Source organism: Novilysobacter longmucuonensis (genome assembly GCF_046600735.1).
GTDB classification, from domain to species: Bacteria; Pseudomonadota; Gammaproteobacteria; order Xanthomonadales; family Xanthomonadaceae; genus Novilysobacter_A; species Novilysobacter_A longmucuonensis.
In genome coordinates, this window is the sequence record NZ_JBJMAW010000006.1 from 119,843 (window position 1) to 132,187 (window position 12,345).

A 12,345-nucleotide genomic window follows, 5' to 3' on the forward strand; every position below is an offset into this window, starting at 1 on the left:
CACCCGGGGGCAGCTGTGGTGAATGGGTTGTGACCTTGCGCCCGTGCCTGTGGGAGCGCCCCATGGGCGCGACCGTGCCATGCGTAGTAAGGCAATCGCGCCCATGGGGCGCTCCTACAAAGGCGCTGCGCGCTGGCGGTGCTTGAGCCGCCGCAGCGAATCCACCAGCGCCATCAGGGCGGCCGGCTCGACCGGCTTGACCACATGCGCATCGAACCCGCTCTGCTCGCTGCGGCGCCGGTCTTCGCTCTGGCCCCAGCCGGTCACCGCGATCAACACGATGTCCGCGCCCCAGGGCTGCTGCCTGAGCTGTCGGCACACCTCGTGCCCGTCCGGTTGCGGCATGCCCAGGTCGAGCAGCACCACGTCGGGCCGGAACGATGCGGTGGCTTCGATCCCGTCCGACCCGCCATAGGCCGCACGCACCTCGTGGCCGGAAATGCGCAGGAACAGCGCCAGCGAGTCGGCACTCTCATGATTGTCATCGACCACCAGAATGCGGTGCACCATCTGCTGGCTGCCGTCGCCTTCAGGTGCGGTGGGGCCGGCCGCCACCGCGCGAGGCGTGTGCAGCGGCAGGCGGACCACGAATTCGCTGCCATGGCCGAGGCCTTCGCTGCGCGCCTCGACCTGCCCGTCGTGCAGCGCGACCAGGCTGCGCACCAGGGTCAGGCCGATGCCCAGCCCACCCTGCGCGTAGCCCCGCGACTGGTCGATCTGCGCGAACATGTCGAACACCCGCGGCAGCATGTCCGGCGCAATGCCCAGGCCGTTGTCGCGCACCGAGACCACCACGCAATCGCCCTCGCGGCGGGCGGCCAGCCTGATCCGGCCACCGCTGTGGCTGTACTTGGCCGCGTTGTTGAGAAGGTTGGCGAACACCTGCGACATCCGCACCGGATCGACGTGTAGCGGCAACGGCTCGTCCGGCAGGTCGATCTCGATGTGGTGCTGGCCGGCATCGATCAGTGGCTTGCTGGTCTCCACTGAGTTGCGCACCACCTCCGACAGGTCGATCCGCTCGCAGCGCAGCTCGATGTTGCCGCGGGTCACGCGCGAGACCTCCATGAGGTCGTCGACCAGCCGCACCAGGTGCTTGACCTGGCGTTCCATCATCTCGTGAAGTTGGGCGGCGTCGGGCTCGTCGTCGTGCTTCATCCGCAGGATGTGCAGGCAGTTGCGGATCGGCGCGAGCGGGTTGCGCAGCTCGTGTGCCAGCGTCGCCAGGAACTCGTCCTTGCGCCGGTCGATGTCGCGCAGCGATTCCTCGGTCTGCTTGCGCTCGGTGATGTCGAGCACCGATCCGAGCATCAGCAGCGGCCGGCGCGGGGACTCGTCATCGCGCTCGTGGTCGCTGTTGGCCTCGTCGAACAGCGTCTGCCCGCGCGACACGGCCCAGCGGATGCTGCCGTCGCGGTGGACCCAGCGAAACTCCTCGCCATAGCGGCCGTCACCCTCCGGTCGCGTCGCGGCCTTCAACGCAGCGATCACGCGCGGCCGGTCCCCGGGATGAATGCGGGCGGCGATCTCCTCCAGCGACGGCGAGGCGTCTGGTTCGAGGCCGCAGATCTCGCGCGTGCGCGCATCCACGCGGATCGTGCCCGGCGCGGGCTCCCAGCTCCAGGTGCCGAGCTTAGCCACGGTCAGCGCCAGCGATGCGCGCTCGTCGCTGACCCGTAGCGCCTCCTCCACGCGCTTGCGGTCGGTGATGTCCAGGCTGACGCCGGCGACCCGGGTCGGCTCGCCGGCGGGGTCGTAGAACACGCGGCCGCGCGCGATGATCCAGTGCAGGCTGCCATTGGGCCAGTTCGCTCGGAACTCCGCGTCGAAATCCTCCACCTGGGTCACGGCCTTCATCACCTGGCGCTTCAGGAGCTCGCGGTCGTCGGGGTGCACCAGTTGATCGAGAAAGCGGGTGTAGTCCAGCGGCGCGTCGGGGGGCAGGCCGAGGTGGGCGCGGCACAGCTCGTCGCCGCTGAATTCCCGTCCCGGCAGGCACAGCTCCCACGAGCCCAGCCGGCCGGTGTCGAGCGCGACGCGCAGGCGCTCCTCGTTTTCGGCAAGGCCACGCATCGCGCGCGCGCGTTCGATGGACTCCCAGCACCGGTTCGCCACCAGCCGGGTCCATTCGATTTCATCGTCGCTCCATGCCCGCGGCGTGCCCTGGTAACCACTGATGGTCGCCACCAGCCGACCGTCCTTGCGCAGCGGAACGGCCAGGATCGCGCGGATCTGCAGTTCCGCGTAGCGCGCACGCTGCTGCTCGGTGAGCCCCTCGTGCTCGACATCATCCTCCCAGAACGGCCGTCCGGCGCGCATCGCATCGTGCAGGACCTCGCCGAAATCCGACAGGCGAAAACGCCCCGCGATGCTCGGCAGCCCGGGGCTGTAGTTGCCGACCACCGTTTCCCAGTCCTCATCGGCGTCGACCTCGACATAGGCCGCGCCGTCCAGCTTGAGGTGCTCGCCGAGCACACGGACCACCGCCAGCGCGATTTCGTCGGGGTCCGACAGCGGCATCGCGGCATCGTCGACCGCCACCAGCAGGCGGTCACGATCCTCGACCCGCTTGCGCTGGGTGATGTCCTGGGTGACCGCCATCGCCGCGATGATCGCGCCGCTGTCATTTCTGATCGGCGAGACATCGCTGCTGACCCAGACCATGCCGCCGTCGGCTTGCACACAACGCTGGTCGACGGCGAACGCCTGGCCGTTGTCGAGCATGCGCTCAAACAGGACATTGCTGACCGGCAGGTCTTCGGGATGGACCAGGTCCTGCATGCACATGCCGATCAACTGCTCGCGGCTGTGCCCGACGATTTCGCAGTAGCGATCGTTGACCATGCTGAAGCGGCCATCGACATCGGTGTAGGAGATCCCGCCGCCGGCCTGGTTGAATATGGAGGCGAACCGGCGCTCGCTCTTGCGCAAGGCAGTCTCGGCATCGGCGCGCTCGAGCCGCAGGTGGATGCGTGCGGTCAGCTCGCGCAGCAGGTCGACCTCCCCGGACTGCCAATTCGAGACGTGGTCGCGGTGCGCGGCCAGCACGAATTTCCAGTGTCCCTCACTGAAGAACGGCACCACCACCTGCGACCTCACTCCGTGCTCCATGTATGCCTCGGAGAGATCGACGGTGCGCGGATCGCTGGCGACATCGTCGACCACGACGACTTCACCGGCGCGCAACGCCTCCAGGAACGGCTTGCTGACGAAGTCCGAGAAACGGTGCGGCCCGGGTCCGATCTCGGGCTGCGCACCCTCCGTGCGGTAGACGAGCCTCAGATGCTCGGCGGCTTCGTCCACCTCGCCGAAGGTCAGCCAGAGCAGACCGAAGTGCAAGCGCATCATGGCCCCGATCGTGCGCATGATCGCGTGGGCGTCGGTCAGTACCGACAGCTCACGGCTGACCCTGGACAGAAACTCGAGGTTGAGTTCCTCACGCTTGCGCCCGCTGATGTCGCGGAACAGGATTGCGACGTGCCGCAGATGCGGCGCATCGATGCGGCAGGCGTAGACGTCGAACCAGCGGCCCATCGCATCCGCCGATGCCTCGAAACGGGCCGGCTCGCCGGTCAGCGCGACGCGCGCGTACGCCTCGACCCAACCCTGCTCGAGGCCGGGCACTAGTGCCCGCATGGTCTTGCCTTCCGCATCGTGCAGATCAGTCTGATCGACGAACGCCGGGTTGGTTTCGAGGAAGCGGTAGTCGACCGGCTCGCCGGCATCGTCCAGCAGCACCTCGACCACGCAGTAGCCCTGGTCGACAGAATCGAACAGCGCCCGGTAGCGGCCCTCGCGGTCGGCCAGCGCACGGGTCACGCGCGCACGCTCGATCGACTCCCAGCAGCGGTGCGCGACGATGCGGCACAACTCGGTTTCGTCTTCGACCCAGGCGCGAGGGAACTTGCGGTGCACCGCCAGCACAGCCGCCAGCCGGCCGCCCTTGTGCAGCGGCACCGACAGGCTTGCCCGCGCGTGCAGTGCCCGATGCAGGTCGAGGTGGCCGGCGATACGTGGATCGGTTTCGGCGTCCTCGATCGTGAACACCCGGTCCTCGAGCATGGCCCGCAGCAGAGCGCCTCCGAAATCCCCGATACGCCGGGCGCCGCGCATTGCGGGCATGTCGCCGCGCCGGAAATCCCCGAGCATCGTGCTGTGGTCCTCGTCCTGGTGGACCTCGGCGAAGATCACGCGGTCGGCATCGAGGTGCCCGCGCAACAGCGCACCGGCGGCGGCGAGCATCGTCTCCGGTTCGACCAGCATCCGCAGCGCCGCGTCCAGCCGCAGCAGGAACTCGTTGCGTCGCTGCGCCTGCTTGCGTTCGGTGATGTCCAGCGCCATCGCGATCACGAACCGTCGCCCGTCGCGCAGAGTGCCCGGGGAGGAGGCGCTGAAGCTCCAGGTACGGCGCTCGCCGGCGCGGGTGTCGAACTCGAAGTCCGTCGCCAGAGTGCCGCCGCGGTCGAACACGCCGCGCACCGCGTCAAGGATGTCGTTGCCGTAGGCCTGGGTCAGCCAGTAGCGCAGTTGCGCGACGTCGTGCAGTCCGTATCCGGTGAGCTCGGTCCATGCGTGGCTCAGCTGCAATACCTCGCCGTCCTCGGCGTGCATCATTACCGGGATGGGCGCGTCCTGGACGGCCCGGCGGAACTGCTCGCCGCTCTGGTGCAGGGCCTCTTCCACGCGTGCACGCTCGATCGCCACCGCCGCGGTGCGCGTGGCGATGCGGATGATCTCGCTGTCCTGCGGGCTGGATTCCTGCGGTTCGCGGTAGTACAGCGCAAAGGTCCCCAGCACCTCGTCTTCGCTGGACAGGATCGGCGTGGACCAGCACGCACGCAATCCGCAGGGCACGGCGACATCACGGTAGTCGTCCCACAGCGGATCGGTGGCGATGTCGCTCACGTAGACCGGCTCGCGGCGGTACACCGCGGTGCCGCAGCTGCCGGCCCTTGGGCCGATGGCAATGCCGTCGACGGCCTGGTTGTATGCCTCCGGCAGGCTTGGTGCTGCGCCATGGCGCAGGTGCGCGCGGTCGCGGTCGAGCAGCAGCACCGAGGCGACCATCCCGTCTTCGGATACGGCCTCGACCACGTCGACCAATGCGTGCAGCACCTCCGGCAGCGGCTCGCCCCTGGCGATGCGCTCCAGCACGCCGGACAGCCCGGTCTGCAGGGTCTCGGCGCGCTTGCGGCTGCTGATGTCCAGCACCACCGCGCTCAGGCCCAGGTATTCGCCGTCCGGGCCACGCAGGGCATTGACGCTGCTGGTGGCCCACAGCGCGCCACCGTCCTTGCGCCGGTAGCACTTCTCGATGGTGAAGGCCGGGCCACCCTCTGCCAACCGTCGCACCGCCTCGCCGGTCTGTGCGAGGCTGACCGCGTCGGTGACGTCGGTGATGTTCAGCCCCAGCATCTCCTGCTCGCTGTAGCCGAGCATCTCGCACCAGCATTGATTGACGAAGGTGATCCGGCCGGCCGCGTCGGTCTGGACCACGCCGGTGATGGTGTGATTGACGATGTTCCGGTACCGCGCCTGGCTGGCGTTCAGCGCCTGCTGCCCCTGCGCGGCATCGATCACGGCCGAAGCGTACTGCGCCAGTTGCACCAGGATCGATTCGTCCTCGTCGGTGAATTCGCCGACGTGCTTGTCGGAAACCTGCACCACGCCGATGTTGCGCCCGTCGCCGCCGATCAGCGGCGCGGCCAGGCAACCCCGCAGCGGCGGGTGGCCCTCGGCACCCTCGCTGGACCCGCGCCATGCCGGATGCGCGAGCAGTTGTTCGTGGGTCAGCCGCATCGGCCGGTTGCTGCGGCCGACCTCGGCGAAGATGCCGCTGCCGCGCACCTGCTTCCCGAGATTGCGCGATTGCCGGTACTTGTCCGAGAGGGACACACTGGTGACGGCGGGCGACCAGTCGCCATCGTCGTCGCGGTTGCCGCCGTCGCCGCCCTCGCCATCGCCGTTGCGCACGCTGATCACGCACTGGTGCGTACCGATGATCTCGCGCACCCGGTCGGTGCATATCTGCAGCTTGGCCTCGATGGTCGGCGCCGTGCCCATGGCCAGCGTCGCCTGGGCGATCGCATGGAGCTGCTGCGCGCTGCGACGCGCACGCTCATCGGCCCGCATGCGCTCGATCCAGTCGGCGGCCTGGCGCGCCAGCAGGTCGATCAGGCGCAGGTCGCCGCGGGTGGGCGCGTGGTCGCGGTAGTGCGTGGACAACATTCCGAGCAACTCGCCCGAGCGGCTGCGCATCGGCGTCGACTGCACGGCCACGAACCCGGCATCGAGGATCACCCGGCGTGCTTCCTCGGTGAACACCGGACTGCTGACTACATCCTCCACGACGACCCGTCCGCCGTGCTGCATGGCCACCCCGCATGCAGAATCGGCGCCGTCGACGAGATCGAAGTAGCTTTGGAACGCGAGATCGAGCCCCCGACTGGCGCTCAGGCGCAATACCACGTGATCGTCGGAATGCCGCTCCAGCAGCTGCGCGTTGCCGGCGTCGGCACCGGTGAGTTCGACCGCCGCATCGACGATGTCCTGCAACAGGCTTGCCTGGTCGCCGCGGCTGACCAGGCGCATGCTCAGTTCGTGCAGTCGTCCCGCGGCAACCAGATCCATGCCCCCGTCAGCCACGGACGCCCCATCGCTCGGCGGTGCCTCGCGGGCACCGGCGACAGGTTTCACGTACTCATCGCGAGCGTTGCGCTCACTCATCGAAGGGCCGCCTCCGCTGGCAAATGGCGGGAACCCCTTGGTTATACGCCGTACAGCGTAATTTCACGTCACATGATGATGCTGAAACCTGCTTCGCGCTGGCGCGAGCCGGTTGCGGCGCACTCGCATCTAATACGCACGGTGCGACCGCCCCCCTGAGCGCCACGTTTACGGATCGGTGAGCAACCGCCAAGTGCTTCCGGGTAAAGTGTCGGCCTGATGTCTTGTCACGCCATCCTTCTGCGCCTGCTGCTGTGCGTCAGCCTGTTTCTGAACGGGGCGGGCCACGCCGTGTCGGCCGAGCACGTCCCCCTGGAGCGTGGCGTTGCCGCGGTCCAGGACGCCCGGCTTTCGCCGCCGCCGCCGGATATCCTCGCCGCAGGGCATGCAGCCGGACCCTGCCACGAGGAGGCGGGTCCACACGCGGGCGGAGCGACGCCCGCGCCTCGTGACTCCGGCATGCAGCACGGCCCGGACCAGACCCACGCCGGATGCTGCGAACCGTCAGCGTGCAGCTGCGCCTGCCTGCAACTCGCGATGGGGACGCCCGCGGCCCTCCTGCCGCACGGGGCGGTCGTCGGCCACAGCGGCGAGGCCGGCGCGCTCATGAGCGGCCATCCTCCGCCTGTCCTGCCGCATCTGATCCGGCCGCCAATCGGCTGAGTCCTTGCGGTGCCTTGCGTGGCGCGTCCAGCACCTGAGTGCGCTGCGTCCGGTTCCTGCCCGGTCCAACCCGCTCGTGCCGCGTATCGGATGTCCGGCATGTCCGGCATGCGGCGGCCGTTCCGCGGCAGAAAACAACGTTCCCCAGTGGAGTCATACATGGCATTCAGTTCTTCGGGTTCCGGACCGCTCGATCCGGCCACCCCGTCGCGGCGCCGGTTCGTGCAGGGCCTCGCCGCCGGCGGCGCAATTGCAGGGCTCGGCCTGTGGCCGGAGCCGGTCTGGGCGCTCAAGTCGCTCGGCCAGAAAACCGTGCTGGCCGGCACCGAGTTCGACTTGGCCATCGGCGAGACGCCGCTCAATTTCACCGGCGCCACCCGCACCGGCATCACCGTCAACGGCTCGGTGCCGGCGCCGCTGCTGCGCTGGCGCGAGGGCGACACGGTCAACCTGCGCGTTTCCAACCGCCTGCCGGAAAATTCCATCCACGGCCATTCCACCTCGCTGCACTGGCACGGCATCCTGCTGCCGGCCAACATGGACGGCGTGCCGGGGCTGAGCTTCGACGGCATCCATCGTGGCAAGACCTACCCCTACCGCTTCGACGTGATCCAGGGTGGCACCTACTGGTATCACAGCCATTCCGCGTTCCAGGAGCAGGCCGGCGTCTATGGCGCGCTGGTGATCGATCCGCTGGAGCCTGAGCCGTTCCGCTATGAGCGCGACTACGTGGTGCTGCTGAGCGACTGGACCGACCTGGACCCCACCGCGCTGTTCTCCCGGCTCAAGAAGATGTCGCACTACGACAACATGTCCCAGCGCACCGTCGGCGACTTCATCGACGACGTGCAGGAGCACGGCCTCGCGGACACGGTGCAGAACCGCAAGCTGTGGGGCGAGATGCGGATGAGCCCGACCGACCTGTCGGACGTCAACGGCAACACCTACACCTACCTGCTGAATGGCACCACGTCGCTGGGCAACTGGACCGGTCTGTTCCGCTCCGGCGAGAAGGTGCGGCTGCGCTTCATCAACGGCTCGTCGATGACCCATTTCGACGTACGCATCCCCGGTCTGAAGATGACCGTGGTCGCCGCCGACGGGCTTTACGTGCGGCCGGTATCGGTCGACGAGTTCCGTATCGCGACGGCCGAGACCTTCGACGTGATCGTCGAGCCCACCGGGCAGGATGCGTTCACCATCTTCGCCCAGGACCTCGGCCGCACCGGCTACGTCAGCGGCACGCTGGCGGTGCGCGAGGGGCTGCGCGCAGCGGTGCCGCAGGTCGATCCGAAACCGGTGCTGACGATGGCCGACATGGGGCATGGCGGCATGGAGCACGGCATGGAGCACGGTGGACACGACATGTCGGCGATGTCCGGTAGCGCCAACGCCGGCATGGACCATTCCGGCATGAACCATCCCGGCATGAATCATGGTGCCGGCGGCATGCAGTCCCACCCCGCCAGCGAGACCGACAACCCACTGGTCGACATGCAGACCATGACCCCGGCGCCGAAACTCGACGACCCCGGCATCGGCCTGCGCGACAACGGCCGCCGGGTGCTGACCTACGCCGACCTGCGCAGCGCCTTCCCCGACCCCGACGGCCGCGCGCCCGGCCGCACCATCGAACTGCACCTGACCGGCCACATGGAGCGCTTCGCGTGGTCGTTCGACGGCATCAAGTTCTCCTCGGCCGAACCCCTGCAACTGAAGTACGGCGAGCGCGTGCGCATCGTGCTGGTCAACGACACCATGATGACCCACCCGATCCACCTGCACGGCATGTGGAGCGACCTGGAGGACGAGGACGGCAACTTCCTGGTCCGCAAGCACACCATCGACATGCCGCCGGGCACCAGGCGTAGCTACCGCGTGCGCGCCGACGCGCTGGGCCGATGGGCCTACCACTGCCACCTGCTGTACCACATGGAAGCGGGCATGTTCCGCGAAGTGCAGGTGCTGGAGTGACCGACATGATTCCTTCCCAAAGCCGTCTGCGCCTAGGTGCGCTCGGCCTGGCGATTGCACTGGCCGGCGGCGTCCTGCCCGCCTTTGCGCAGCAGACCGAGCACTCCCGGCACGCGCCGCCTTCGGAACCCGAACACGACCCGCACACCGGGCACGCGATGCCGATGCAGGACGAGCGCGACGGAGCCCACAGTGACTCCCACAACCAGGCAGGCCCGCCGCCGGTGGACCAAGAAGCGATGGGACACGCCGCCATGGGTCACGACCTGCCGGGCACGTCCGCCGATCTACCGGCGGACGCCGCGCCGCGCGAGCCGATCCCCGAAATCACCGCCGCCGACCGCGCCGCCGCGTTCCCCGACGTCGCCGGTCACAGCGTCCACGACACCGCGACTCTCTGGTTCGCCCAGTTCAACCGCCTGGAAACCTGGGACGCCGACGACGGCAATGCACTGGGCTGGGAAGGCAGCGGCTGGATCGGCAACGACCTGGAGCGCCTGTGGATACGCAGCGAGGGCGAATGGACCGACGGAACGACCGAGTCGGCGGATGTCGAACTGCTGTATGGCCGCGCCGTCGCCACCTGGTGGGACGCGGTGGCCGGCATCCGCCACGATTTCGGCGAACACCCGTCGCAGACCTTCGCCGCGGTCGGCGTGATGGGCCTGGCGCCGTACATGTTCGAGATCTCGGCCACCGCCTACCTGGGCGAGTCCGGCCAGACCGGCGTCGCCCTGGAGGCCGAATACGACACGCGGTTCACCAACCGCCTGGTCCTGCAGTCGCTGATCGAGGCCGAAGCCTGGGGCAAGGACGACCCGCGCCGCGGCATCGGTTCGGGCCTTGGCAAGCTCGAAGCGGGCCTGCGCCTGCGCTACGAATTCACCCGGCAGTTCGCGCCCTATATCGGCGTGGTGCATGAGCGCGTGTACGGTGGCACCGCCGACCTGCACCGCGAAGAGGGCGAGGCGGTCGACGACACCCGCGTGGTCGCGGGCGTTCGTCTGTGGTTCTAGATAGCAACACCAAGGGGAACAACATGCCAATCACGACAAGCAGGTCAATGATCATCGGCGGCATTGTCGCCATCGCCGCGGTCGCGGCCGTGACCGCCGGCGTCATATGGTCCGGCGTCTACAACGTAGCCGCCGACGATGACCACACGCAGGCAGTCAGCACACTCTTGCAAACGGTGCGCGAGCGATCGATCGCAACGCGCATCGACGAGCTGCAGCCGCCGCCCGATCTGGCCGACCCGGCCCGCATCCGCCAGGGCGCGGGCAACTACGACGCCATGTGCACGGGCTGCCACCTCGCGCCCGGCATGGGCGAGACCGAGCTGAGCCGGGGCCTGAACCCGGCGCCGCCGAACCTGTCGAAGGCGGCGGTGGATGCGGCCGCGGCGTTCTGGGTGATCAAGCACGGCATCAAGGCCACCGGCATGCCGGCCTGGGGCGAGAGCATGGCCGACGAGTACGTCTGGAACATGGCCGCGTTCCTGCAGGAACTGCCCGGGCTGGACGCCGCGCAGTACGACGCACTGGTCGCCAGCAGCGGCGGCCATGATCACGGCGGCGGGGAGACGATGGAGCACGGGCACTCCGAAAGCGCGTCCGCCGACCACCACGATGCCGGGACCGCACACGACGAAGGGCGTGAAGCGGCAGGGGGTGCAACAGACGATCACCCGCACCCGCCCGGTGTGGCGGACGACCACCATGCCGCGGCCTCCAACCAGACGACCACCCACCGCCACGCGGACGGCACCGTCGAATCACACCCCGCTCCGCAGTCCGCGCCCTCACCCGAGCCGGCCGCGCCAGAGGCCGGCGACGGCCACGACCACCAACACTGACCACAGGGAAACCGCACCCATGAAAACCGCAATCTCGATGCTAAGCGCCGCACTGCTGCTCGGTATGGCCCTGCCCGTCCCTGCACAGACCCAGCCATCCTCATCCGATCACGCCCACCCGGCAGCGGCGAGCACGGCCGCGATGGACGTGCCTGCCGCTGCGCAGGCGCCGGTCGAAGTCGTCGATGCATTCGGCAAGGCGCTCGTCGCCGGCGATTTCGCCGAGGTCGAGACACTGCTCGATCCGTCGGTGATCATCCTGGAGAGCGGCGGCGCCGAACGCAGCCGCAGTGAGTACCTGAGCCATCACGCCCGGTCCGATGCCAAATTCCTGTCCGGTACCCACAGCACGCTGACCCACCGACGCGCACGCGTCGATGGCGACACCGCCTGGATCGCCAGTGAAAGCGAGCTGCACGCGAGCAGGGACGGCAAACCCATGACCCTGCTGAGCACCGAGACGGTCGTGTTGAACAACACGCCGGAGGGCTGGCGCATCGTCCACATCCACTGGTCCTCGCGACCGAAGAAATCCTGAGGAGAGACATGATGAAACTTCATGCCCTGACTACCGGCGCGCTATTGCTTGCCGCCATGGCGCTGCCCGCCTGCGCGCGGCAGACGCCGCCGACGGTGATCTCCGATGCCGCGGCGAAGCCCTCGGCACCGGCCGCGACAGTCGAGCCTGCCGCCACCGCCGACGATGCGGCGCTGCAACTCGAGCACATGGTCGTGCACAAGAGCGAGTTTTGCGGCTGCTGTCGCCTGTGGGTGGAGCACATGCGCGATGCCGGCTTCCAGGTCGAGGTGCGCAACGTCGACAACCTCAACCCGATCAAGCAGCAGGTCGGCGTACCGCTGGCGAAGGGCTCCTGCCACACCGCGCAGGTCGGCAACTATTTCATCGAAGGTCACGTGCCGGCGGCCGACGTGAAACGCCTGCTCGCCGAGAAGCCCGACGCCAAGGGGCTGGTGGTACCGGGCATGCCGCTGGGTTCACCCGGCATGGAAGTCCCCGATGGCACAGTCCATCGGTACACCGTGGAACTGGTCGGCCGCGATGGCACCACCACGCCCTTCGCGCAGCACGGCCCGACGGGGAAGTAGTCGGAAAAAGGGGCGGTGAA

Annotated in this window: 7 protein-coding genes; 6 read left to right on the forward strand and 1 reads right to left on the reverse strand. The window is 68.4% G+C overall.

Annotation, left to right across the window (positions count from 1 at the left end; all coding sequences use genetic code 11):
- Nucleotides 1-114: 114 nt before the first annotated feature.
- On the reverse strand, nucleotides 115-6,630 hold the full coding sequence (locus ACJQWM_RS08175; protein ID WP_332702320.1) for a PAS domain S-box protein: 6,516 nt from the start codon (nucleotides 6,628-6,630) through the stop codon (nucleotides 115-117).
- Between the two features lie 315 nt (nucleotides 6,631-6,945).
- Between ACJQWM_RS08175 and ACJQWM_RS08180 the strand changes: the two genes are divergently transcribed.
- The 6 genes from ACJQWM_RS08180 to ACJQWM_RS08205 all read left to right on the forward strand — a co-directional run bounded on the left by ACJQWM_RS08180 (nucleotide 6,946) and on the right by ACJQWM_RS08205 (nucleotide 12,325).
- Entirely contained in the window at nucleotides 6,946-7,389 is a 444-nt protein-coding gene (locus ACJQWM_RS08180) for a CopL family metal-binding regulatory protein (RefSeq protein WP_332702322.1), read from the forward strand.
- 159 nt (nucleotides 7,390-7,548) lie between these two features.
- Entirely contained in the window at nucleotides 7,549-9,363 is a 1,815-nt protein-coding gene (locus tag ACJQWM_RS08185; protein ID WP_332702324.1) for a copper resistance system multicopper oxidase, read from the forward strand.
- A gap of 5 nt (nucleotides 9,364-9,368) precedes the next feature.
- Nucleotides 9,369-10,379, forward strand: coding sequence for a copper resistance protein B (locus ACJQWM_RS08190; RefSeq protein ID WP_332702326.1), 1,011 nt, complete (start codon nucleotides 9,369-9,371; stop codon nucleotides 10,377-10,379).
- Between the two features lie 23 nt (nucleotides 10,380-10,402).
- Complete coding sequence (locus tag ACJQWM_RS08195; protein WP_332702328.1) at nucleotides 10,403-11,218, forward strand: c-type cytochrome; 816 nt, start codon at nucleotides 10,403-10,405, stop codon at nucleotides 11,216-11,218.
- A gap of 19 nt (nucleotides 11,219-11,237) precedes the next feature.
- Nucleotides 11,238-11,756 carry a YybH family protein gene (locus tag ACJQWM_RS08200; RefSeq protein WP_332702330.1) on the forward strand — a complete coding sequence of 173 codons (519 nt, stop codon included), beginning with the start codon at nucleotides 11,238-11,240 and terminating at the stop codon, nucleotides 11,754-11,756.
- Between the two features lie 8 nt (nucleotides 11,757-11,764).
- Nucleotides 11,765-12,325: a DUF411 domain-containing protein gene (locus ACJQWM_RS08205; RefSeq protein WP_411300883.1), complete on the forward strand. Its 561-nt coding sequence runs from the start codon at nucleotides 11,765-11,767 to the stop codon at nucleotides 12,323-12,325.
- Nucleotides 12,326-12,345 lie beyond the last annotated feature (20 nt).

What these genes read in the sequence shown, in the direction of transcription:
- ACJQWM_RS08175 (WP_332702320.1), bottom strand. Translation starts at nt 6,630, where the DNA reads ATGGATCTGGTTGCCGCGGGACGACTGCACGAACTGAGCATGCGCCTG.
- ACJQWM_RS08180 (WP_332702322.1), top strand. Translation starts at nt 6,946, where the DNA reads ATGTCTTGTCACGCCATCCTTCTGCGCCTGCTGCTGTGCGTCAGCCTG.
- ACJQWM_RS08185 (WP_332702324.1), top strand. Translation starts at nt 7,549, where the DNA reads ATGGCATTCAGTTCTTCGGGTTCCGGACCGCTCGATCCGGCCACCCCG.
- ACJQWM_RS08190 (WP_332702326.1), top strand. Translation starts at nt 9,369, where the DNA reads ATGATTCCTTCCCAAAGCCGTCTGCGCCTAGGTGCGCTCGGCCTGGCG.
- ACJQWM_RS08195 (WP_332702328.1), top strand. Translation starts at nt 10,403, where the DNA reads ATGCCAATCACGACAAGCAGGTCAATGATCATCGGCGGCATTGTCGCC.
- ACJQWM_RS08200 (WP_332702330.1), top strand. Translation starts at nt 11,238, where the DNA reads ATGAAAACCGCAATCTCGATGCTAAGCGCCGCACTGCTGCTCGGTATG.
- ACJQWM_RS08205 (WP_411300883.1), top strand. Translation starts at nt 11,765, where the DNA reads ATGATGAAACTTCATGCCCTGACTACCGGCGCGCTATTGCTTGCCGCC.